At 61.8% G+C, this 21,319-nt stretch carries 24 protein-coding genes; 4 read left to right on the forward strand and 20 right to left on the reverse strand.

Translation table 11 applies throughout. The features are described 5' to 3' along the window. Nucleotide 1 precedes the first annotated feature (1 nt). The 9 genes from modC to rplO form a co-directional block, all read right to left on the reverse strand. Nucleotides 2-1,081, reverse strand: a complete 1,080-nt coding sequence (modC, locus tag FEV53_RS01735; RefSeq protein WP_142833096.1) for a molybdenum ABC transporter ATP-binding protein — start codon at nucleotides 1,079-1,081, stop codon at nucleotides 2-4. Further along, the gene (gene modB / locus FEV53_RS01740) at nucleotides 1,078-1,782 is read right to left on the reverse strand and encodes a molybdate ABC transporter permease subunit (protein ID WP_142833097.1); all 705 of its coding nucleotides are present in this window, start codon (nucleotides 1,780-1,782) and stop codon (nucleotides 1,078-1,080) included. Before modB ends, modC begins: the two co-directional genes overlap by 4 nt. A gap of 1 nt (nucleotide 1,783) precedes the next feature. Next, a complete protein-coding gene (gene modA, locus FEV53_RS01745) occupies nucleotides 1,784-2,515 on the reverse strand; it encodes a molybdate ABC transporter substrate-binding protein (RefSeq protein ID WP_142833098.1) in 732 nt (243 codons plus the stop codon). A 111-nt stretch (nucleotides 2,516-2,626) separates the two neighbouring features. After that, the gene (locus tag FEV53_RS01750) at nucleotides 2,627-3,643 is read right to left on the reverse strand and encodes a DNA-directed RNA polymerase subunit alpha (protein WP_142833099.1); all 1,017 of its coding nucleotides are present in this window, start codon (nucleotides 3,641-3,643) and stop codon (nucleotides 2,627-2,629) included. A gap of 116 nt (nucleotides 3,644-3,759) precedes the next feature. Further along, complete coding sequence (rpsK, locus tag FEV53_RS01755; RefSeq protein WP_142833100.1) at nucleotides 3,760-4,152, reverse strand: 30S ribosomal protein S11; 393 nt, start codon at nucleotides 4,150-4,152, stop codon at nucleotides 3,760-3,762. Between the two features lie 15 nt (nucleotides 4,153-4,167). Next, nucleotides 4,168-4,536 carry a 30S ribosomal protein S13 gene (gene rpsM, locus FEV53_RS01760; RefSeq protein WP_142833101.1) on the reverse strand — a complete coding sequence of 123 codons (369 nt, stop codon included), beginning with the start codon at nucleotides 4,534-4,536 and terminating at the stop codon, nucleotides 4,168-4,170. A 224-nt stretch (nucleotides 4,537-4,760) separates the two neighbouring features. Next, a complete protein-coding gene (locus FEV53_RS01765; protein WP_185962060.1) occupies nucleotides 4,761-5,339 on the reverse strand; it encodes an adenylate kinase in 579 nt (192 codons plus the stop codon). Nucleotides 5,340-5,341: 2 nt separating this feature from the next. Next, entirely contained in the window at nucleotides 5,342-6,709 is a 1,368-nt protein-coding gene (secY, locus tag FEV53_RS01770; protein ID WP_142833103.1) for a preprotein translocase subunit SecY, read from the reverse strand. 115 nt (nucleotides 6,710-6,824) lie between these two features. After that, nucleotides 6,825-7,304: a 50S ribosomal protein L15 gene (gene rplO / locus FEV53_RS01775; RefSeq protein WP_142833104.1), complete on the reverse strand. Its 480-nt coding sequence runs from the start codon at nucleotides 7,302-7,304 to the stop codon at nucleotides 6,825-6,827. Between the two features lie 386 nt (nucleotides 7,305-7,690). Between rplO and FEV53_RS01780 the strand changes: the two genes are divergently transcribed. Continuing rightward, entirely contained in the window at nucleotides 7,691-9,772 is a 2,082-nt protein-coding gene (locus FEV53_RS01780; protein ID WP_142833105.1) for a DEAD/DEAH box helicase, read from the forward strand. A gap of 100 nt (nucleotides 9,773-9,872) precedes the next feature. On the opposite strand, the gene FEV53_RS01785 is transcribed toward FEV53_RS01780, so the two are convergent. From FEV53_RS01785 to FEV53_RS01810, 7 genes are read right to left on the reverse strand one after another with little or no spacing between them, the layout of a single operon-like run. Continuing rightward, complete coding sequence (locus FEV53_RS01785; protein ID WP_142833106.1) at nucleotides 9,873-11,594, reverse strand: ABC transporter substrate-binding protein; 1,722 nt, start codon at nucleotides 11,592-11,594, stop codon at nucleotides 9,873-9,875. 46 nt (nucleotides 11,595-11,640) lie between these two features. Beyond that, entirely contained in the window at nucleotides 11,641-11,913 is a 273-nt protein-coding gene (locus tag FEV53_RS01790; RefSeq protein ID WP_142833107.1) for a DUF2160 domain-containing protein, read from the reverse strand. Beyond that, entirely contained in the window at nucleotides 11,913-12,215 is a 303-nt protein-coding gene (locus tag FEV53_RS01795) for a hypothetical protein (protein ID WP_142833108.1), read from the reverse strand. Before FEV53_RS01795 ends, FEV53_RS01790 begins: the two co-directional genes overlap by 1 nt. Continuing rightward, on the reverse strand, nucleotides 12,215-13,018 hold the full coding sequence (locus FEV53_RS20710) for a carbohydrate ABC transporter permease (protein ID WP_185962053.1): 804 nt from the start codon (nucleotides 13,016-13,018) through the stop codon (nucleotides 12,215-12,217). Before FEV53_RS20710 ends, FEV53_RS01795 begins: the two co-directional genes overlap by 1 nt. 3 nt (nucleotides 13,019-13,021) lie before the next feature. Next, nucleotides 13,022-13,891 (reverse strand): carbohydrate ABC transporter permease, encoded by an 870-nt coding sequence (locus tag FEV53_RS20715; protein ID WP_185962054.1) that lies wholly within the window; start codon nucleotides 13,889-13,891, stop codon nucleotides 13,022-13,024. Between the two features lie 3 nt (nucleotides 13,892-13,894). Further along, nucleotides 13,895-14,977 (reverse strand): ABC transporter ATP-binding protein, encoded by a 1,083-nt coding sequence (locus tag FEV53_RS01805; protein WP_142833109.1) that lies wholly within the window; start codon nucleotides 14,975-14,977, stop codon nucleotides 13,895-13,897. A 9-nt stretch (nucleotides 14,978-14,986) separates the two neighbouring features. Continuing rightward, nucleotides 14,987-16,075: an ABC transporter ATP-binding protein gene (locus tag FEV53_RS01810; protein WP_142833110.1), complete on the reverse strand. Its 1,089-nt coding sequence runs from the start codon at nucleotides 16,073-16,075 to the stop codon at nucleotides 14,987-14,989. Between the two features lie 234 nt (nucleotides 16,076-16,309). Here FEV53_RS01810 and FEV53_RS01815 point away from each other — a divergent pair, with 234 nt between their 5' ends. Next, nucleotides 16,310-17,089, forward strand: a complete 780-nt coding sequence (locus FEV53_RS01815; protein WP_142833111.1) for a DeoR/GlpR family DNA-binding transcription regulator — start codon at nucleotides 16,310-16,312, stop codon at nucleotides 17,087-17,089. Here FEV53_RS01815 and galE read toward each other — a convergent pair. The 3 genes from galE to FEV53_RS01830 all read right to left on the reverse strand — a co-directional run bounded on the left by galE (nucleotide 17,074) and on the right by FEV53_RS01830 (nucleotide 19,815). Further along, nucleotides 17,074-18,090 (reverse strand): UDP-glucose 4-epimerase GalE, encoded by a 1,017-nt coding sequence (gene galE, locus FEV53_RS01820; RefSeq protein ID WP_142833112.1) that lies wholly within the window; start codon nucleotides 18,088-18,090, stop codon nucleotides 17,074-17,076. The genes FEV53_RS01815 and galE overlap by 16 nt on opposite strands. A gap of 90 nt (nucleotides 18,091-18,180) precedes the next feature. Further along, the gene (locus FEV53_RS01825) at nucleotides 18,181-19,293 is read right to left on the reverse strand and encodes an acetoin utilization protein AcuC (protein ID WP_142833113.1); all 1,113 of its coding nucleotides are present in this window, start codon (nucleotides 19,291-19,293) and stop codon (nucleotides 18,181-18,183) included. Next, nucleotides 19,294-19,815, reverse strand: a complete 522-nt coding sequence (locus FEV53_RS01830; protein ID WP_246100703.1) for a glutathione peroxidase — start codon at nucleotides 19,813-19,815, stop codon at nucleotides 19,294-19,296. Nucleotides 19,816-19,965: 150 nt separating this feature from the next. On the opposite strand from FEV53_RS01830, the gene FEV53_RS01835 reads away from it, so the two are divergent. Together FEV53_RS01835 and FEV53_RS01840 are read left to right on the forward strand one after the other, a co-directional pair. Further along, the gene (locus FEV53_RS01835) at nucleotides 19,966-20,439 is read left to right on the forward strand and encodes an NUDIX hydrolase (RefSeq protein WP_142833114.1); all 474 of its coding nucleotides are present in this window, start codon (nucleotides 19,966-19,968) and stop codon (nucleotides 20,437-20,439) included. A 57-nt stretch (nucleotides 20,440-20,496) separates the two neighbouring features. Continuing rightward, nucleotides 20,497-20,892 (forward strand): DUF1178 family protein, encoded by a 396-nt coding sequence (locus FEV53_RS01840; RefSeq protein ID WP_142833115.1) that lies wholly within the window; start codon nucleotides 20,497-20,499, stop codon nucleotides 20,890-20,892. A 4-nt stretch (nucleotides 20,893-20,896) separates the two neighbouring features. Here the strand turns inward: FEV53_RS01840 and FEV53_RS01845 are convergent, their stop codons facing one another. After that, a complete protein-coding gene (locus FEV53_RS01845; protein WP_246100706.1) occupies nucleotides 20,897-21,292 on the reverse strand; it encodes a tetratricopeptide repeat protein in 396 nt (131 codons plus the stop codon). Between the last annotated feature and the right edge of the window lie 27 nt (nucleotides 21,293-21,319).

Here is a 21,319-nt window from a genome sequence, read left to right on the forward strand (position 1 = left end):
CTCAACCACCAGCATCGGGCGCGGCGATGGCGACCGTTTTCACGATCGCATAGCAGGTCATGCCGGATGCGAGGCCCATGGCGGCGACAGAGCGGCGGGTGATACGGGACAAGACCCGTCCCGCAGCAGTTTCGAGCACCACCAGCGCACCCGGCCCTTCGCCGTCGCGGATCGAAATTATCGTACCCGGGATGACGTTCAACGCCGACAGGCCCTCGGGGCGAGCGCGGGACAGTATCATATCCTGCGCGGGCAGGCGCAGCCGCACCTCGCGCCCAAGACTACCGCTGATCTGCGGGAGGATCAGCGGAATACCACCCGCATCCAGCTCGGAGAGCCCATCGGAATGATGCGCGACCAGCCTTGCGGTGATCAGAGCGCCCACGTCGCGGATCCCGGTTGGAGTGACGGTCGGATCCCCCAGCACCTCCGCGGCGTCCCCCTGCCGGATCACCCTCCCAGCCTCCAGCACCACAACCGTCGTCGCCAGACGCGCCACCTCAGTGACGGAATGGCTCACATACAGGATAGGCAGCCCGGTCTCATCCCGGAGCCATTCGAAATAGGGCAGAATCTCGGCCTTCCGCGGCTCATCCAGCGCGGCCAGTGGCTCGTCCGCGATCAGCAGATCAGGACCGGACAAAAGCGCACGCCCGATGGCCACGCGGGACTTTTCGCCCCCGGACAGCGCGCTCGGGCGACGGGTCAGCAGCGCAGCAAGGCCCAGCATCTCCACTACACGGTCCATCTCGATATCGTCGTCCCGACCCGCGAACCACCGCCCGTAGGTCAGGTTCTGGCGAACCGTCAAATGCGGAAACAACCGCGCGTCCTGAAACACGTAGCCGATCCGCCGTCGATGTGGTGGCAAGCTTATGCCGGCCGCCGTGTCGAACAAAATCCGCCCGCCTAGGACGAGCCGACCCGTGTCGGGCCGCATCAGTCCCGCCACCGCATTGGCCGCGCTGGTCTTGCCAGAGCCGGACCGCCCGAACAGCACCGTGATCCCCGGTGGTGCATCAAACTCGACGTCGAGGGCGAAACTGGGCCACTTCTGCTGGATCTGAACGGCCAACGTCATCGTCCAGCCACCCAGCGCGCCACGCGAACCGAGAGCCACTCGGACAGAGCCAGAGCGCCCAGAGCCACGGCGACAGAGATCAGAACCAGCCGCACGACCTCAGGCTCTGCCCCCGGGACTTGCAGAAAGCTGTAGATTGCCGTGGGCAGAGTCTGTGTCTCCCCCGGGATATTCGCCACGAAGGTGATCGTCGCGCCAAACTCTCCCATGGCCTTGGCAAAGGCCAGAACCGCGCCGGTGAGGATGCCGGGTAAGATCAGAGGCAGAGTTACGGTTAGAAAGACCCAAAGGCGGTTCGCGCCCAATGTCGAGGCTGCTGCTTCCAGCGCCGGGTCCACAGCGTCGATCGAGAGCCGAACCGCGCGGACCATCAGCGGAAACGCCATGATCGCAGCGGCCAACGCCGCGCCGGTCCAGCGGAAAGCGAATACAATGCCGAGCTCCGCCAACGCGCCTCCGAAAACCCCGCTACGCCCGAAAGTCAGCAGCAGGATGTAGCCCGTCACCACCGGGGGCAGGACCAGCGGCAAGTGCACGAGCCCGTTGAGGATCTGACGCCCCGGAAAGCGCCAGCGGGCCAGCGCAAAGGCTGTCAGCACGCCGAACGGCAGACTGACCAGCGTGGCCACCACCGAGACTTTCAGCGACAGCGCAAGCGCGGCAGAGGCCTCCGCCCCAAGCCAGCCGCTGATCCCGGTCATCTCAGTCGGCCCGTTGAAAGCCGTGGGCCGCAAAGAGTTCGCCCACCTCGTCGCTCGACAGAGCAGCCATCACCCTCAGAGCATCGGTGCCCGCGCTGGTCAGCATCGCCAAAGGATAGACGATCGGATCGTGGGACATGACGTCGAACCGCGCAACAATGTCCACCCGCTCCTCCGCGAACACATCTGTGGCATAGACGATGCCCAAGGGCACCTCGCCACGGGCTACCAGCGCAAGAGCCGCACGGACATCGGCGGTCTCAATCACCCGTGGCTCCACGTCGTCCCACATTCCGATGCTCAGCAGAGCTTGTTTGCCGTAGATCCCGGCGGGGATCGCATCGGTCAGCGCCATGGCAATCTGGCCTTCAGTCAGCGCGTCGTCGAGGGGGCGTTCCGGAGACGGAGCATTGCCAGCCACCACCAGACGATTGGTCAGCAAATCGTGTCGGGTCCCCGGCACCAGACGGCCCGAATCGGCCACTTCATCCATCCATGCGGCGTTGGCCGAGATGAAAATATCATACGGCGCGCCGGTCAGGATCTGTCGCGCGAGGAGGGACGTACCGCCATAGACAGGCACAATTTCGACGCCCAGATCCTTAACGATTTTCGCCACCACGGCGTCGAATGCACCTTTCAGACTGACCGGAGCGGCAATGCGCACGGGATCGGCAAAGAGACCGGTCGGCAACAGGGTCAGGGCGAGTGAAGCAAGAGAACGAAGTATCATATTCCAACCATCGCCCCCGGCGCGGGCAACGGCAAGCCCTTCTGTGTCGGACAAAAGAAAAGGGGCGGACGCGAGTCCACCCCTTTCCAATTACGTACCTAGACGCGTGGATCAGAAGTTGTCCTCGAACTTCTTCGCCAGATCTTCGATGTTCTCCGGCGGCCACTCTTCGACATCCATGCCCAGATGCAGACCCATGCCCGAGAGCACTTCCTTGATCTCGTTCAGGGACTTGCGACCGAAGTTCGGGGTACGGAGCATCTCGGCTTCGGTCTTCTGAATCAGGTCGCCGATATAAACGATGTTGTCGTTCTTCAGGCAGTTGGCGGAACGCACCGACAGCTCCAGCTCGTCCACTTTCTTCAGCAGAAGCGGGTTGAACTCGAGGCCGTCATCATCGGCGGCAGAGCCACCCTGATCGGGCTCGTCGAAGTTGACGAAGATTCCGAGCTGATCCTGAAGGATCCGCGCGGCATAGGCCACGGCATCCTCGGGGGTCACGGATCCATCCGTCTCCAACTTCAGGGTCAGTTTGTCATAGTCGAGCACCTGACCTTCACGGGTCGGCTGCACGTCATAGCTGACCTTGCGCACCGGAGAATAGATCGCGTCGATCGGCATCAGGCCGATGGGCGCATCCTCGGGGCGGTTCTTGTCGGAGGCGACGTAGCCTTTGCCGGTGTTCACCGTCATCTCGATGAACAGGTCGGCGCCATCGTCCAGGTGGCACAGCACATGATCCTTGTTCAGGACCTCGATACCCTGGCTGACGGAAATATCACCAGCGGTGACGACCATCGGGCCTTTGGCCTGAATGGAGACGCGCTTGGGGCCTTCGACTTCCATCTTCAAGGCGACACCCTTGAGGTTCAGGATCACGTCGGTCACGTCTTCGCGGACGCCAGCGATGGAGCTGAACTCGTGCAGAACGTTGTCGATATGCACGGTGGTGATCGCGGCACCCTGCAGAGAGGACATCAGCACGCGACGGAGCGCGTTGCCGAGGGTCAGACCGAAGCCACGCTCAAGCGGCTCGGCGATCACGGTGGCCTGACGATGGGGGTCGTTGCCGGGCTTGATTTCGAGCTGCTGCGGCTTGATCAGCTCCTGCCAGTTCTTTTGAAGCATGTATGTCTCCTCAATTCCGGTCAGCGGCCCATGCGTCGCCACCGACACCCCGAGGGTGAAAACGACAGAAGCAGACCGCCCGAGAACCGAGCGGTCTGCCAATCTTCAGAGCGGGATCAGACCCGACGGCGCTTGGGCGGACGGCAACCGTTATGGGCCATCGGCGTCACGTCGCGGATCGACGTGATGTTGAAGCCAACAGCGGCCAGAGCGCGCAGGGCGCTTTCACGGCCGGAACCCGGACCCTGCACCTCGACCTCGAGAGTGCGGACGCCATGTTCCTGCGCCTTGCGGCCGGCATCTTCGGCGGCCATCTGGGCGGCGTAGGGGGTGGATTTCCGCGAGCCTTTGAAGCCCATCGTACCGGCGGACGACCACGAAATGGCGTTGCCCTGCACGTCAGAGATCAGGATCTTGGTGTTGTTGAAAGAGGAGTTCACGTGAGCAACGCCGGTGGCGATGTTCTTCGAGACCTTCTTCTTACCGGATGCGCGACGATCGCGAGCCATGTCTCAATCCTCCCCTTATTTCTTCTTGCCAGCAATGGCCTTCGCCGGACCCTTGCGGGTGCGGGCGTTGGTGTGGGTCCGCTGACCCCGCACCGGGAGGTTACGACGATGGCGCAGGCCACGGTAGCAGCCCAGATCCATCAGACGCTTGATGTTCATCTGCGTTTCACGGCGCAGGTCGCCCTCGACGGTGTAGTTCTCGTCGATGTGCTCGCGCAGCTTCAGAACTTCGTCATCGCTCAGTTCATTGACTCGACGGCTGGGTTCGATGCCAACGGCCTCGCAGATCTGGCGGGCGGAGCTGTGGCCGATGCCCGTGACATAGGTGAGCGCGATGGGCACTCGTTTGGCGGTGGGGATGTTCACCCCGGCGATACGTGCCAAGTGTTTACTTCCTTTGGTTGCGAGCCCGTAGTCCCAGGCCCTTTTTTCACAACATCAGCCCGGAAGTGCGGCACTGCCGGGCAAAATGAAATGGCATCCCCTGCAAAAGCAGCCAAGCCCGATTCCCGGGCGGGATGCCGGTGGTTATGTCCTCCGATGCCGGAGGTCAAGATCGAAAGGGCACCTTTGAGCGCTGCGCCAAAGGCTGCCACGGGAACGCAACGTCAGGCGTCAAGAACCACGCCGATTTCCGCTGCAACCTCGTCAATCTCGCCGAGACCGTTGACCGGACGCAGGTTCCCCTTGGCATGGTAGTAGCCAATGAGAGGCGAGGTCTTCTTATAGTATTCCATCAGACGGATCTTGAGGCTTTCCTCATTGTCGTCCGCACGGGCTGTGCCCCCCGCAGCGACGGCGTCTCGGGCCCGGCCGACGATACGCTCCACCAGAACGTCGTCATTGACCCGCATCTCGATCACCACGTCGAGCTTCTGCCCGGTCTCTTTGAGCAAATCCCCCAGCGCGTCCGCCTGTGCCAGCGTGCGCGGGAAGCCGTCGAAGATGAACCCGCCTTCGGACCCTTCTTCCAGCTTCTCGCGGATCAGGCCGATCACGATCTCGTCGGTGACAAGCTCACCCCGATCCATCACCTCAGCCACGCGCTGGCCCATCTCGGTCCCCGAGGTCCGTGCGGCGCGCAACATGTCGCCGGTGGAGAGCTGAACCATGTTCCGCTCCTCCACAAGCCGCGCGGCCTGCGTGCCTTTGCCGGCACCCGGCGGTCCAAGAAGAATGATGTTCACGGTCATCGACGCGATCCTCCGCGGGCTTGTCCCTTGCGGCCACGCTTCTTGCCGCGCAGCTGCGATTTTTCGATCAGGCCCTCATATTGATGGGCCAGAAGATGGCTTTGCACCTGCTGAATGGTATCCATCGTAACCGACACGACGATCAAGACCGAAGTGCCACCGAAATAAAACGGAATAGCGGCCTGAGAGCGGACGATCTCGGGCAAGAGGCAAACCGCGGCCAGATACGCCGAACCCAGCACAAGCACCCGATACACCACGTAATCCAGATATTCCTCAGTCCGCTTACCCGGACGAATGCCGGGGATAAAGCCGTTCTGGTTCTTCAGATTGTCCGCCACATCTTCGGATTTGAAGGACACGTTGAGCGTGTAGAAATAGGTGAAGAACACGATCATCCCGCCGAAGAACAGGAAGTAGAGCGGTTGGCCCGGGCCGAAATAGGCCAGCAGCGTCGACATCACCGGACCCGTCTGTCCGCCGGAGAAGGTCGCAAGCGTGGTTGGCAGCAGCAGCAGCGAAGAGGCGAAGATCGCCGGGATCACGCCCGCAGGGTTGACCTTGATCGGCAGGTGCGACGAGCCGCCATCATACATCTTCATCCCCACCTGGCGACGCGGATACTGGATGTGGATCTTGCGCAGTGCGCGTTCCATAAACACGACGAAGGCGATCACAGCGACCACCATCAGCAGCACGCCGACGATCACAGCGGGGCTGACGGCGCCAGACCGACCAGACGCAAAGAACTGCGCCAGAGCGGCGGGAATTTCAGCAATAATGCCCACGAAAATGATCAGCGAGATGCCATTGCCGATGCCGCGCTGGGTGATTTGCTCGCCGAGCCACATCAGGAACATCGTGCCGCCGACAAGCGTAATCACGCAGGCGATGCGGAAGAACCAGCCCGGATCGCTGACAAGGCCACCGGCCTCAAGGCTCACCGCGAGACCATAGGCCTGAAACGTCGCCAGAAACACCGTGCCGTAGCGGGTGTACTGGTTGATCTTCTTACGGCCCTGCTCACCCTCTTTCTTCAGCTGTTCCAACTGTGGGACCATCGCGGTCATCAGCTGCACGATGATCGAGGCCGAGATATAGGGCATGATCCCGAGGGCAAAGATGCCCATGCGGCCAATCGCGCCGCCGGTGAACATGTTCAAGATGCCGCCGAGGCCCGCGCTGGCCTGCTCGATAAAGTCGCGCAAAGCACCGCCATCGATACCGGGCACAGGGATATAGGTTCCCAGCCGGTAGACGCAGAGAAGGCCAAGCGTGAAAAGGATCCGCGCCCTGAGTTCAGTCGCCTTGCCGAAGGCGGACCAGGAGAGGTTTGCGGCCATTTGTTCGGCTGCTGATGCCATGGGGGCCCCTTTGAGAGTAGAAACGCCGCGCGTCCGGTTCCCCGGCCACGCGGCGCATTTCTGGAATACCTGTCAGGTCATGTAAAGGCGCGAGGCGCCCGGAACAACCCGAGGATTACGCGTCGGCGGCGGCTTCTTTGGTCGCGCCAGTCACGGTCAGCGAACCACCGGCCTTCTCGACCGCCTCAACGGCGCCTTTGGACGCACCGGTCACGGTGATGGAGACCTTCGAGGTCAGCTCACCCTTCGCCAGCACGCGCACACCGTCACGCACGCGACGGATCAGGCCCGATTCGACCAGCGATTCCTCGGTGATCTCGGCACCGAGCTTGCCCGCGTCGATGAACTTCTGGATCAGGCCGAGGTTCACAACAGCGTAAGCTTTGCGGTTCGGCTTGTTGAAGCCACGCTTGGGCAGACGCTGGTAGAGCGGCATCTGGCCGCCTTCGTAGCCATTCAGAGCCACACCCGAGCGGGATTTCTGACCCTTGATACCACGGCCGGCGGTTTTACCCTTACCGGAGCCGGGACCACGGCCAACACGCTTTGCTTTTTTCGTCGCGCCTTCGTTATCGCGCAGTTCATGCAATTTCATAATGCTTCTCCTGTCTGGCCGGACGACCCCTCCGGGAAGCGGATGAGGGGGACACGGCGCCGCTGCGGATAGAGGAATAGACGGTTGGCTGCAAGACCCATGCGGTCAGAATGACGGAGTTTATCGGCGCATTACGGTGCAGCAATGGCACAGACTGATGTCGGATGAATCCTCTGCCTCGTACATCCGGGCACACGCATCACTCGTGTATCCGACAGGCGCGATTAAGCGGCACTTCCGCCAGACTGCACATGTGTAGCGACCCATCCGGCAGCGATTAGAGGTATACAGCCCAGCCACAAGGGTCTATGGGGCGAAGCTTGTTTTCGCCCTCCAGCGGAAACTGCGTAAGCCTCCCAGCCCCGTGACCAGAGACCCTATCCGATATGATTCAGGCCCTTTCCGATGCGCTTCAAGAGCGTGGATACGACACTCTGACCGCCGTCCAGGAGGCTGTCTCTGACCCTGCGCTGCGGGATTCTGACCTTCTGGTATCTGCGCAGACTGGTTCTGGAAAAACCGTGGGCTTCGGCCTTGCCATCGCGCCAACTCTCTTGGGCGATGCTGAGACCCTCGACGCGGCCGGGGCCCCGCTGGCCCTGATCGTTGCACCGACGCGGGAGCTCGCGTTGCAGGTGATGCGTGAGATTGGCTGGCTCTATGCGAAGGCCGGCGCCCGCGTGACCACCTGTATCGGGGGCATGGACATGCGCGACGAACGCCGCGCACTGGAACGCGGCGCGCACATCGTGGTCGGCACACCCGGTCGTCTGCGCGATCACATCCAGCGCGGCTCTCTCGACATGAGTTGTCTGCGCACCATCGTGCTGGATGAAGCCGATGAAATGCTCGATTTGGGCTTTCGCGAAGACCTTGAGTTCATGCTGGGCGAGGCGCCGGAGAACCGCCGGACCCTGATGTTCTCGGCCACCGTTCCGCCAATGATCGCCAAGCTCGCGCAGACCTTCCAGCGCGACGCGGTCCGCGTGAAGACCGTCACCGGCGAAAGTCAGCATGCGGACATCACCTATCAGGCCCTGAGGGTCGCTCAATCGGATATCGAGAACGCGATCATCAACGTGCTGAGATATCACGATGCCCAGAATGCCATCATCTTTACCAACACGCGCGCGGCGGTGAACCGTCTGACGGCACGCCTGTCGAACCGGGCGTTCTCGGTGGTGGCCCTGTCCGGTGAACTGAGCCAGGCCGAACGCACCCATGCGCTTCAAGCCATGCGCGACGGACGGGCGCGGGTCTGCGTCGCCACTGACGTCGCAGCCCGGGGCATCGACCTGCCAAAGCTCGAACTGGTGATCCACGCTGAATTGCCGTCGAATGCCGAAAGTCTCCTGCACCGCTCTGGGCGCACCGGACGCGCCGGGCGCAAGGGGATCTCTGCTCTGATCGTGCCGCCAAAGGTGACGAAAAAGGCCGAACGCCTGCTGAAATTCGCGAAGATCGAAGCTGAATGGACCGTTCCCCCCTCCGCCGAAGATGTGCTGCGCAAGGATGAAGAGCGGCTGCTGGCCGATCCCGTCTGGAGCGCCGAGCCGTCCCCCGATCAGATGGCGTTCGCACAAAGGCTCCTTGCGCTGCACAGCCCCGAACAGATTGCAGCCGCCTATGTCACCCTGTACCGGGACCGGCAGTCCGCCCCCGAAGATCTCGCCGCCCCCGATGCGCGCCCCGAGCGCAAGGAGCGTAAACCCTTCGGCCCCAGCGTCTGGTTTGCGCTCTCGGTTGGACGGAACGACCGGGCCGAGCCGCGCTGGCTGCTGCCGCTCTTGTGCCGGGCCGGAAATCTCGACAAGGACGCCATCGGCGCGATCCGCATCCAGCAGTCCGAGAGCTTTGTCGAACTGACCGCTGCCAGCGCCGACGGGTTTCTGGCGGCCATCGGCGAGACGGCCCAGTTGGAGGACGGCGTGAAAGTGCGAAAGCTCGATGCCGCGCCCGATCTGAGCTCTGCCCCTGCCGATCGTGGCCCTAAGCCGCGCAAACCCTCGCAAGATGCCCCGTCGCGACCACCCCGCGCCCATCCGGAAAAACCGCGCCCTAAAGAGCCAAAACCGCCTAGCAAGATGGAAGCTGCGATTTCCGATGGCGCCGTCAAACCGTATCGCGCGTCGAAGGGCGGACAGAGCGCGGCTCCGACGCATCCCAAAGGCAAACCTTCGGGCGGGAAGAGCTCATATGCAAAGCGCCCCGGCAAGGCTGAGGGCACGCCAAAGGGTAAATCCTTCGGCAAGCCCGGCGCAAAGGACGCGGCCCGTCCGGACAAGAAGGGGAAACCGTCCTACGCGGAAAAGCGTACGCCGGGAGACAAGAAAGCAGGGCCTGGCAAGGCCCGGAGCACCGACACGTCACGGCGATTCACCCCCCCGGGGCAGGTTGCCAAACCGCGCAAACCGGGCCGCGATGGCCGGGCCGGCAGTGGCGGCAGCGAACCACCAAAACGCCGCTGAAATCTCCCGCCTCCCGGGAAATGACCGGCAACCAACGCATCATCAGAATCGAAAAGAGCGGGCCATATGGCCCGCTCTAATGGTTTCAAAATGCCGCAGCTTATTGCCAGGAGGCAATCAGCTCGTCATATGACACGGTCTTCGGATCTTCGTCCTCGTTCTCGATCTTCGGATAAGGCGCACCGGGCTGGTCGAACCAGTATTGTGCGTCCTGCTCCTCGTTCATGACCGGACCGATCTCGCCCTGGATGCCCGCACGCTCCAACCGCTCAAGCACCTTCTCCTGATCGGCACAGAGCGCATCCAGCGCTTCCTGAGGGGACTTCGCACCGCTCATGGCATCGCCGATATTCTGCCACCAGAGCTGAGCCAGCTTCGGGTAGTCCGGCACGTTGGTTCCGGTAGGCGACCACTGCACACGGGCGGGAGAGCGGTAGAACTCAACCAGACCGCCGAGTTTGTCCGCACGCTCGGTGAAGCTGTCATGCTGGATCGTGCTCTCGCGGATGAAGGTCAGGCCCTCGTGGGACTTCTTCACATCCACGGTCTTGGAGGTGACGAACTGCGCGTAGAGCCACGCGGCCTTGGCCCGATCCACGGGAGTCGATTCCATGAGCGTCCAGGAGCCTGCGTCCTGATAGCCGACCTTCTGGCCGTCTTTCCAGTAGACACCGTGGGGGCTGGGGGCCATGCGCCATTTCGGCGTGCCATCCTCGTTCATGACCGGCAGACCGGGCTTGACCGTGTCGGCGGTAAAGGCGGTGTACCAGAACATCTGCTGGGCTACGTTGCCCTGCGCCGGGATCGGGCCTGCTTCGGAGAAGGTCATTCCGGCCGCGGCGGGAGGTGAGTATTTCTCCAGCCATTCGATGGCCTTGGTCACTGCATAGACAGCCGCCGGAGCGTTCGTCGCCCCGCCACGCGCCACGCAGGAGCCTACGGGCTGCGAGTTCTCGTTCACCCGGATGCCCCATTCATCCACCGGCAGGCCGTTGGGTTCACCCACATCGCCCATCCCGGCCATGGACATCCACGCGTCGGTGTAACGCCAGCCGAGGCTCGGGTCCTTCTTGCCGTAATCCATGTTGCCGAAGACCTCGCCCTCGACACCCAGATGGGACAGGTCGCGCCCGGTGAAGAACTCGGCAATGTCCTCATAGGCGGACCAGTTCACCGGCACGCCAAGGTCATAGCCATAGGCTTCCTTGAAATCGGCCCTGTTCTTCTCGTCGTTGAACCAGTCGTGGCGGAACCAGTAGAGGTTCGCGAATTGCTGGTCGGGGAGCTGGTAAACCTTGCCATCAGGACCAGTGGTAAAGCTCAGGCCGATGAAGTCCTCCAGATCGAGCCCCGGATTCGTCACATCCGCACCCTCGCCCGCGATCCAGTCGGTGAGATTGCGTGCCTGCTGGTAGCGCCAGTGGGTGCCGATCAGGTCGCTGTCGTTGATATACGCATCGTAGATGTTCTCGCCCGACTGCATCTGGGTTTGCAGTTTCTCAACGACATCGCCTTCGCCGATCAGGTCGTGGGTGACCTGAATGCCGGTGATGGCCGTAAAGGCGGGGGCGAGGACCTGGCTCTCGTATTCATGGGTGGTGATGGTCTCGGAGACGACCTTGATCTCCATACCTTCGAACGGTTTGGCGGCATCGACGAAGAACTGCATCTCCGTCTCCTGCTCTTCGCGGGTGAGCGCGGACAGGTCGCCGATCTCCTCATCGAGGAAGGCGCGCGCCTCGTCCATTCCCGCCAACGCCGGAGCGCCCGCGAGCCCCAGCGCAAGCGCCAGAGCGGTTTTTGATTTCAACGTCAGGTTCATAAGTGATCCTCCCTTGATCGAACCGGTTCTGTTCTTGGAAATTCAGTCAGACCCACCGGAAGACGCCGGCGGCATAGGCGAGACAGACGAGGAGCGCATAAGGCTGGTTTTCCCCAACGAGACCCAGCCACGCGAGATTGATAAAGGCCGAGCCCAAGAGCGTGATGAACAGCCTGTCTCCCCGCGTGGTCTCGATCCCGAGGATGCCCGTGCGTGGCGTCTCCGGGTATCGGATTGCCAGAACGGTAGAGACAATCAGCAGCCCAGCGATCACCATGAAGAAAACCGCCGTGGGCCAGGTCCATGCCATCCATGCCATCAGGACCCCCCCCCCAGAGCTTGAAAATAGACGGGAACAGAGAATGAAACCCGGTTACTGTTTTCATGGGAGTACCCACCCTTCAGGTCCGCCAGACCCAAGATGTCCACGCCACCATCGCCATTGACACTTGAAGTTACAAGGACATCAAACTGAACTTGTTGTTCAGACGCTACTTCCTTTCCCATTAGATACCCAGGAGCGATCCAAACATTATCGTTGGATCGCGAGTTGTTCTTTGCTGAGCTGACTCCTTTGGCGATTTCTTCAAGCGTTGTTTGGACGAACACTGATAGTTTCATCACACCCTCCCGAGGGCGAAGCCCTTGGCGATGTAGTTGCGGACGAAGTAGATCACGAGCGCACCGGGCACGATGGTCAAAACCCCGGCTGCGGCCAGCACGCCCCAGTCGATGCCGGACGCCCCCTGGGTCCGGGTCATGATCGCGGCGATGGGCTTGGCGTCCACGGTGGTCAGGGTCCGCGACAGCAGGAGTTCCACCCATGAGAACATGAAGCAGAAGAACGCCGCCACGCCGATGCCCGAGGCGATGAGCGGCATGAAGATCTTCACGAAGAACCGCCCGAAGGAATAGCCGTCGATATAGGCCGTCTCGTCGATCTCCTTGGGCACGCCGCGCATGAAGCCTTCGAGGATCCAGACCGCCAGAGGCACGTTGAACAGGCAATGGGCCAGCGCCACGGCGATATGCGTGTCGAACAGCCCCACCGACGAATAAAGCTGGAAGAACGGCAGGGCGAACACGGCAGGCGGCGCCATGCGGTTCGTCAGCAGCCAGAAGAACAGGTGCTTGTCCCCCATGAAGCTGTAGCGCGAGAACGCATAGGCCGCCGGCAGCGCCACCGCGAGGCTGATCACTGTGTTCAGGCAGACGTAGATCAGCGAGTTCACATAGCCCATATACCACGCCGGATCGGTCAAAATGGTGGCATAGTTGGCCAGAGTCAGGTCGCGGGGCCAGAGGGTGAAGCTGTTCAGGATCTCCGTGTTGGTCTTCAGGCTCATATTCAGGAGCCAGTAGATCGGCAGCAGGAGGAACAGCAGGTAAAGCGTCATCACAACGGCGCGGGAGTTGATCTTCATGGCTCAGCCCTCCCGCCGGTCGATGGTGGTCATGACAGTGTAGAACACCCATGAGATCAGCAGGATCACAAGGAAATACATGATCGAGAAAGCCGCCGCCGGACCGAGGTCGAACTGCCCCAGCGCCATTTTCACCAGATCGATGGACAGGAGCGTCGTGGCATTGCCCGGACCGCCGCCCGTGACCACGAAAGGCTCGGTATAAATCATGAAACTGTCCATGAAACGCAGCAGGATGGCGATCATAAGTACGCCCATCATCTTGGGCAGCTCGATATAGCGGAAAACCTTCCAGCGGCTGGCCTGATCGATCTTGGCAGCCTGGTAAAAGGCGTCGGGGATGGATTTCAGCCCGGCAAAGGCCAGAAGCGCCACCAGCGAGGTCCAGTGCCACACATCCATGACGACGATGGTCACCCAAGCCGCCAGCGTGTCCTGCGTGTAATTATAGTCGATGCCCAGCGCGTCGAGTGTATGACCCAACAGCCCGATATCCACTCGGCCGAAAATCTGCCAGATCGTGCCCACGACGTTCCACGGGATGAGCAGCGGCAGCGACATGAGGACGAGGCAGAGCGAGGACCAGAAGCCCGATTTCGGCATGTTCAGCGCGACGAAGACGCCCAGAGGAATTTCGATGGCGAGGATGATCCCCGAGAACAGAAGTTGCCGCCCCAAAGCGTCCCACATCCGTTCAGAGTGGAGCATCTCGTCGAACCACTCGAGCCCCGCCCAGAAGAACTGGTTGTTCCCGAACGTGTCCTGCACCGAGTAATTCACCACCGTCATCAGCGGGATCACCGCCGAAAATGCCACGAGGATCAGCACCGGCAGGACGAGGAACCACGCTTTCTGATTGACCGTTTTCTCCATCGCTCAGGCCCCTCCCTGTCCTTGCGGCGTCACGCGCCAGTCATTGGCGTAGACATTGATCCGGGCGGGATCGAAGCTGACACGGGTCTGGTCCGCGCCAATCTCCTCGTCCTCCGCCGCAATGACGCTGATCTCCTGTCCGAAGAGCTCGGCGCGGACGATCTTGTGCCGGCCCACGTCTTCGACCCGTTTGACCGTCACCGGCAGGCCCTCGGCGCCCAGCCGCAGATATTCCGGGCGCACCCCGAGCGCGACATTGCCCTCCGGGCGGCCAAAATCCCTCCCCAGCGCCACCTCGTGCCCGGCCAGCGTCGCCCGGTGGCCCGTCACCGTCGCAGGCAGCACGTTCATTCCCGGCGAGCCGATAAAATACCCGACAAAGGTATGGGCGGGCCGCTCGAACAGCTCCTCGGGCGTACCGATCTGGACCACCCGCCCATCATACATGACCACGACCTTGTCGGCGAAGGTCAGCGCCTCCGTCTGGTCATGGGTGACGTAAATCATCGTGTGGCCGAACTCATGATGCAGCGACTTCAGCTGGGTGCGCAGCTCCCATTTCATATGCGGATCGATCACCGTCAGCGGTTCATCGAACAGCAGTGCATTCACGTCCTCCCGAACCATCCCCCGCCCCAGCGAGATCTTCTGCTTGGCGTCCGCCGTCAGACCCCTCGCGCGGCGGTCGAGCACGTCCTCCATGCCAATCATCCGGGCGATTTCCTGCACCCGCCGCGCCACATAGGACGCATCCTCGCCGCGATTTTTCAGCGGGAAGGCGAGATTCTCCCGCACCGTCATCGTGTCGTAGACCACCGGAAACTGGAACACCTGCGCGATGTTGCGCTCGGCAGTGGGCGCGTGGGTCACATCCTGCCCATCGAAGAGAATCCGTCCCTGACTGGGCTCCAGCAGGCCCGAGATGATGTTCAGGAGCGTGGATTTGCCGCATCCCGACGCCCCGAGCAGCGCATAGGCCTCGCCGTCAATCCAGTCATGGTTCAGCTCTTTCAGCGCGAAATCTTCTTCGCCCTGCGGGTTCGGCAGGTAGGAATGCGCCAGATTCTCCAGTGTGATCCGTGCCATATCTCCTCCTCAGGCGCTCATCGCGTAGGCGGCAGGCGCAACTAGCGCCCCGTCGCGGTCGAAGACATAGACATGGCGGGGATCGAGCCACACTTCGAGCGGCGTGCCCGGCTTCAGGTCATGCACCCCATGCACCAGCCCCACCCAGCTCTCGCCCGCATGATCGAGATGGACAAAGGTTTCGGAGCCGGTCAGCTCCGTCACCGTCAGCCGCGTCTCGAACCGTATCGCATCCGGGGCGTGTGCGCGGATTTCCAGATGGTTGGGCCGGAAACCCGTCATATAGACCCCGTCCTGCAACGACCGCAGCCCGCCCGTCGCGGGGATGGATTGTCTTTCGCCGAACATCAGCCGGTCACCAGTCTTGACCACTTGCAGGAAATTCATTGGCGGATCGGAGAAGACGCGCGCCGTCGTCGCATCCGCAGGCTGACGGTAGACGTCGGGCGTCAGACCAAACTGGGTCACCCGGCCTTCCCAGAGCGTCGCCGTGTTGCCCCCCAGCAGCAACGCCTCCTCCGGCTCCGTTGTCGCATAAACAAAGATCGCACCAGATGCCTCGAAGATCCTCGGGATCTCTGCCCTGAGTTCCTCGCGCAGTTTGTAATCGAGATTGGCCAGCGGCTCGTCCAGCAGAACCAGCCCCGCCTCCTTGACCAGCGCCCGCGCCAAAGCGCAGCGCTGCTGCTGCCCGCCCGACAGCTCCAGTGGCTTGCGGTCGAGCATCGGCGTGAGCTGCATCATCTCGGCAGAGGCCCGCACGCGCCGGTCGATTTCGCCCCGATCCACTCCCATCAGCCGAAGCGGCGAGGCAATGTTTTCATAAACGCTCATCGAGGGGTAGTTGATGAACTGCTGGTAGACCATGGCGACCCGCCGGTCCTGCACGCGCATACCCGTCACATCTTCTCCGTTCCAGATCACGGAACCGGTGTTCGGCAGATCAAGCCCCGCCATCAGCCGCATTAGCGACGTCTTGCCCGATGAGGTTGGACCCAAAAGGACGTTCATCGTGCCTTTGCGCAGCGTCAGGTCGGTTGGATGAATGTGGGTTTGACCGCTGACGGTCTTCGACACCCCCCGCAGCTCCAGCGTCACAGCTTCCCCCGTTCAAACGTTCGTCGTCCATCATGCGGACAATCCGTTGGGGTGAAGCTAGATGAGGCTTTGCACGTCTGACAAGATCTTTTTTCATTTTTGCGCGTATGCTTCCGAAAAGTCAGCCTTCGACGCCGGATCACAATCAATATTTCTAAAAAAGAACAAATATCTTGATTAAGCGCGGCCAAACGAACTACCGTTTTCGGCAAATTACCGTGGAGGGATGAAGCCGTGTCCCACAGCTTCCGCCAAGCGCAAATCATGGACATCGCACGACGCGAAGGAATGCTCACGGTTGATGGGCTCGCCACACATTTCGACGTCACACACCAGACAATCCGGCGAGATCTGTCAGAACTGGCGCAAGAGGGCGTGCTGGAGCGTGTCCATGGCGGCGCCATCCTCCGCGGATCAACGTCCAATATCGGCTATGAGAAACGCCAGACTCTCAACGCAGACGGCAAGGAGGCTATGGCCCGCGGCTGTGCCGCGCACATCCCCGATCAGATCACTCTGTTTCTGGATATCGGCACCAGCACCGAAGCGGTCGCCCGGTCACTTGGAGCCCATACGGGTTTGATCGTCGTGACCAATAATCTCAACGTGGCCAATATTCTCGCCGGACACGAGAGCTGCGATGTGATTGTCACCGGGGGGCAGCTCAGGCGCAGTGATGGCGGGCTGACCGGTACGCTGGCGCGTGAAGCCATCGGGCGGTTCAAGTTCGACATTGCCGTGACCAGTTGCTCCGCCCTGGACGCCGACGGAGACATGATGGATTTCGACACGCAGGAGATCGGCTTGCGACAGGCCATTCTGCAACAAACGCGGCAGCGCATCGTTCTGGCCGATCATACAAAACTCACCCGGACCGCTCCGGCGCGGATCGGCTCGCTGTCAGAGGTCGAGATGATCATCACCGACCGCCCATTGCCTCCCGAACTGGCCAAAGCTTGCGCGTCCTGGAAAACCGACGTGCACGTCGCACCTGAAGATCAGTCGTCCCGATAACCTTGCGGGTTCTTTGACTGCCAGTTCCACGCAGAGGCGCACATTTCCTCGATGTCGAACTCAGCCTCCCAGCCGAGTAAATCCTTCGCCCGCGCGCTTGAGGCCACATAGGTCGCGACATCGCCCGGACGGCGGTCCGTGATGCTGTGCGGAATTTCGATCCCGTTTGCGGACTCGAAGGCCTGCACCATTTCAAGCACTGTCACCCCTTGGCCCGTGCCTACATTGCAGGTCTCGGCGCCCCGGAGTTCTGCGGTCTTGGCCACCGCCGCCACATGAGATCGCGCCAGATCGGTGATGTGGATATAGTCACGCTCTCCGGTCCCGTCGCGGGTGGGATAATCACTGCCGAAGACACTGAGCGCCTCGCGACGGCCGACGGCGACTTGCGTCACATAGGGCATCAGGTTCTCGGGCTTACCGGACGGATCCTCGCCAATCCGCCCCGAAGCATCTGCCCCGACCGGATTGAAGTAGCGCAGCAGGATCGCCGATGCGCCGTCGGTGGTCTGCGCCCAATCTGAGATGATCATCTCACCCATCATCTTGGTTCGCCCATAGGGGTTGGCGGGCCGCAGGGGATGATCCTCGGTGATCGGTGTGAAGTCAGGGTCCCCGTAGACGGTCGCCGAAGACGAAAACACGATCCCCCTCACCCCGGCCGCATCCATGGCATCCAGCAGAACGAGCGTGCCATTCACATTCACATCGTAATAACGCAGCGGGAATTGCGCGCTCTCGCCGACGGCCTTGAGCCCCGCGAAATGGATGACGGCATCGGGCCGCGCCTCAGACAAAGCGTGGGCCACGGCTGTCGCGTCCCGGATGTCGCCTTCGGAGACACCAAAATCCTGCCCGGCCAGCTCACGCACGCGGGCCAGTCCCGCGCGGCTCGAGTTGCTGAAATTATCGAAAATATGAACGTCGTGACCCTGCCGCAGCAACTCCAGCAGTGTGTGCGATCCGATATAGCCTGCACCGCCCGTCAGGAAGACTCTCATACCACATACTCTCTCTGGGATTTTGTCCGTGTTAGCCGAGATCACAGGTCTTTGACCAGCGGCCCCGGAGAAGGCGCGGCGCTTTTTGGCCTACGCCCAGATCCGGGCACGGTCCGTGAGGGTCGACAGGGAGTCGCGCACAACCGGACTGACCGACGAGCCGCGGGGTGCGTCAGCGAGCGTGGTGAACCAGTGCTCTGGCGGAGCCTTTCCCAGCCGGTGCCCCGGAAAGCTGAGGCCGCGCAGGATCGCTTCGGCCTCGGGCGGCAAACGATCGGGAATGTCATGCCCGGCGAGCATGCCCCAGATCCCCGTCCAGCACCGACCTACCGACCATGGATTGTACCCGCCCCCGCCCAGAACCATCAGAGGGCGCCCCAGATCCCGGATCGCAGCAACCACGGACCAGAGCGCACCATTAGTCAGCGCCAGCCTGGACAAGGGGTCCTCGGCCACCGCATCCGCACCGGCTTGCAAGATGATCGCATCGGGTCGGTGAGCCTCAATACGTGGCAGAATGAGCCCTACCAGCACGGCGGCCATGTCGGCATCGCCGGCCCCGCGCGGCAGAGGCACATTCCAGACATTACCCGCCCCGCGATCTTCGAGCCCGCCGGTAAAGGGCCATCGCCTCGCCTCGTGAGTCGAAATAAGCAGCACGTCAGGATCGTCGCGAAACGCATAATCCACCCCGTCGCAATGGTGGGCGTCGATGTCCACGTAGGCAAGCCTCTGTGCACCGCCGTCCCGAAGGGCCAACAGGCCGAGCACCGGATCGTTCAGGTAACAGAATCCATTAGCCTGGTCCGGAAGCCCGTGATGGGTGCCACCGCCCGGATTATAGACAATGTGACCACGCAGGATCAGACTGGCCCCGAGAACCGTGCCCCCTGCCGCCGTTGCGGGACGGCGAAACACTTCAGGGTAGACCGGGTTCGATGGCGTCCCCAAGTGATGCCGCACACGCACCTCTTCGGAAACCGCGCCATCAGCTTCGGCCTTTTGCAGCGCAGCAACATAGGCAGGGGTGTGCCACCGGGTCAGCGCAGCGGGCTTGGCCCGTGGGGATCGAAGGTAGCGCTCGGGCGGCAACCAGCCCAACGCGCGGCTGAGGTCGATGACGGTCGGAACGCGCGGCACGCGCAGGGGGTGCGTCGGGCCATAGCTCGACCCGCGGTAGATCTCCGATCCGATAAAGCGCATTCAGTCCAGAGCAGCCGCGATTGCCCGGCGTAGCTTCGGGCTTTCAGGTTTGACCCGTGCGCCGTAAGTGCCAACCACTTTGCCATCGGCCACCAGCACTTTGTTGAAGTTCCAGCGCGGCTCCCAGCCGGTTTGTTGCCTGACCCACTGATAGAACGTATGCGCACCGTCTCCCGTCACAGGGGTGATTTCAGTCATCGGCAGCGTCAGACCGTAGGTGATCTCGCAGAATTCCTTGACCGCGCTCTCGTCGTCAAGCTCTTGTCGGAAGTCGTCGGATGGCACCGCGACCACCATTAACCCCTCTTCCGAAAATGTCTCGTGGAGGTTCTGAAGGCCTTCATATTGCGGCGTGAAGCCACAAAGTGAGGCGGTGTTGACCACCAGAACAGGCCCCTCATGCTCTTCCAGGCTGAGGTCTCCCCCATCGATGGAAGCGAAGGTAAAGATCTCGTCGGCGCTGACCTGGGCACAGGCCAGAAAAACGAAAACCGGCGCGAGAACGAAGCGGAGGGATGTCACGATTTTATCATACATGGACCGTATATAGAGCATCCGAAGACTGCCGCAATTCGGTCATCATGCCGCGGGCGAACTTGTCAAACGCAGCATCAATGATATAGTTTATTAACAGGACGAGCGGCAAAAGCATAAGAAAATCAGGCGGAACCCATGGGCCAGAACCAAAAGCCCGGACAAAAGATCATTCTTGAGGACCTGGGCAAGCGCAGTATGCGTGCTCAGCTTGGCTCGTTGTGCTGGCGTCGCGCGGGTGACGAGATCGAAGTTTGCCTGATCACGACGCGCGACACAGGCCGATGGATGATCCCCAAAGGCTGGCCGATGCACGGGAAAACGCCAGCGCAATGCGCAGCAACCGAAGCCTGGGAAGAGGCCGGGCTGCGCGGCGCAATGTCGGAAATGGCTATCGGCGTGTTTCACTATGTGAAAGACCTGCCGCAGGGTGATGTGCCCGTTATGTGCGCCGTTTACCCGATGGAGGTCACCAAAGAAGCCAGCAAATGGGACGAGCGGAACGAGCGGAAACGCCGCTGGGTGAGCCTTGAAAAGGCCGCGCGTAAGGTTGATGAGCCTGAGCTTTCGCGCCTGCTACGCGATCCCACCCTGCCCGACCGACTGCGCTAGATTGCACAATCCCGCCTGAGCGCTTATTCTCAGCGGGTTGCTCAAGGTGATCCCGACATGATCCGCTACGCGCTGAAATGCTCCAATGACCACAGTTTTGAAAGCTGGTTCCGGTCTGCTGACGACTACGACAAGCTGGCTGGTCTCGGTCAGGTGACCTGCATCGAATGTGGCGATACGCAAGTGCAAAAGGCGCTGATGGCGCCCCGTGTCCCTGCCAAGGGCAAAGAGGACTCGCAGCCACATCCTCTTGAGATGCTCCGGAAAAAGGTCGAGGCTGAGGCCGATTACATGGGCGAGGACTTCGCCAAAGAGGCCCGCGCGATCCATGACGGCGACGCTCCGGAACGGCCGATCTGGGGTGAGGCAAAGCTCGACGAGGCGAAGAAGCTCCTCGATGACGGTATCCAGGTTGCGCCCCTGCCGTTCCGACCCAGCTCGAAACTCTGCTGAGCGCTCAACGGAACGGGTACATCCAGACCCGGTAATCGGCCACCAGCTCCAGCGCCGCGTCGATCTGTTCCCGGGTCATTTTCTTTGAGATTTCCTCCAGCGAGATCGCCGCATCCGGATCCCCGCCAATGGCCGACAGGGTGTACCACATATAGGCGCGCACCGGGTCGGGCGCGGTGAGACCCCGGCCCACCTCGTAGTACCAACCGATCCCCGATTGAGCGCCCGGATGGCCCTTTAGGGAAGCGCGGAGGTACCATTCAAACGCGCGCCTGTCGTCCCGCTCCACCCCCAGCCCCATGGCATAGAGCACACCGGTCAGCTCTTCGGCATCCGCGTTGCCCGAGCGTGCGGGTCCGGCGAGCAACTCCCGCGCCCGCACGAAGTCCCCAGCCTCCATGGCATCGCGCGCCTCCTCGACCACGTC

Origin of the sequence: Palleronia caenipelagi, from assembly GCF_007004065.1 — a bacterium.
In the GTDB taxonomy this organism is placed as follows: Bacteria; Pseudomonadota; Alphaproteobacteria; order Rhodobacterales; family Rhodobacteraceae; genus Palleronia; species Palleronia caenipelagi.

Bases quoted from the DNA above. Each gene is read 5' to 3' on its own strand.
- modC (WP_142833096.1), bottom strand. From the start codon at position 1,081: ATGACGTTGGCCGTTCAGATCCAGCAGAAGTGGCCCAGTTTCGCCCTC.
- modB (WP_142833097.1), bottom strand. From the start codon at position 1,782: ATGACCGGGATCAGCGGCTGGCTTGGGGCGGAGGCCTCTGCCGCGCTT.
- modA (WP_142833098.1), bottom strand. From the start codon at position 2,515: ATGATACTTCGTTCTCTTGCTTCACTCGCCCTGACCCTGTTGCCGACC.
- FEV53_RS01750 (WP_142833099.1), bottom strand. From the start codon at position 3,643: ATGCTTCAAAAGAACTGGCAGGAGCTGATCAAGCCGCAGCAGCTCGAA.
- rpsK (WP_142833100.1), bottom strand. From the start codon at position 4,152: ATGGCTCGCGATCGTCGCGCATCCGGTAAGAAGAAGGTCTCGAAGAAC.
- secY (WP_142833103.1), bottom strand. From the start codon at position 6,709: ATGGCATCAGCAGCCGAACAAATGGCCGCAAACCTCTCCTGGTCCGCC.
- rplO (WP_142833104.1), bottom strand. From the start codon at position 7,304: ATGAAATTGCATGAACTGCGCGATAACGAAGGCGCGACGAAAAAAGCA.
- FEV53_RS01780 (WP_142833105.1), top strand. From the start codon at position 7,691: ATGATTCAGGCCCTTTCCGATGCGCTTCAAGAGCGTGGATACGACACT.
- FEV53_RS01785 (WP_142833106.1), bottom strand. From the start codon at position 11,594: ATGAACCTGACGTTGAAATCAAAAACCGCTCTGGCGCTTGCGCTGGGG.
- FEV53_RS01790 (WP_142833107.1), bottom strand. From the start codon at position 11,913: ATGGCATGGATGGCATGGACCTGGCCCACGGCGGTTTTCTTCATGGTG.
- FEV53_RS01795 (WP_142833108.1), bottom strand. From the start codon at position 12,215: ATGAAACTATCAGTGTTCGTCCAAACAACGCTTGAAGAAATCGCCAAA.
- FEV53_RS20710 (WP_185962053.1), bottom strand. From the start codon at position 13,018: ATGAAGATCAACTCCCGCGCCGTTGTGATGACGCTTTACCTGCTGTTC.
- FEV53_RS20715 (WP_185962054.1), bottom strand. From the start codon at position 13,891: ATGGAGAAAACGGTCAATCAGAAAGCGTGGTTCCTCGTCCTGCCGGTG.
- FEV53_RS01805 (WP_142833109.1), bottom strand. From the start codon at position 14,977: ATGGCACGGATCACACTGGAGAATCTGGCGCATTCCTACCTGCCGAAC.
- galE (WP_142833112.1), bottom strand. From the start codon at position 18,090: ATGAGAGTCTTCCTGACGGGCGGTGCAGGCTATATCGGATCGCACACA.
- FEV53_RS01825 (WP_142833113.1), bottom strand. From the start codon at position 19,293: ATGCGCTTTATCGGATCGGAGATCTACCGCGGGTCGAGCTATGGCCCG.
- FEV53_RS01835 (WP_142833114.1), top strand. From the start codon at position 19,966: ATGGGCCAGAACCAAAAGCCCGGACAAAAGATCATTCTTGAGGACCTG.
- FEV53_RS01840 (WP_142833115.1), top strand. From the start codon at position 20,497: ATGATCCGCTACGCGCTGAAATGCTCCAATGACCACAGTTTTGAAAGC.
- FEV53_RS01845 (WP_246100706.1), bottom strand. From the start codon at position 21,292: ATGGAGGCTGGGGACTTCGTGCGGGCGCGGGAGTTGCTCGCCGGACCC.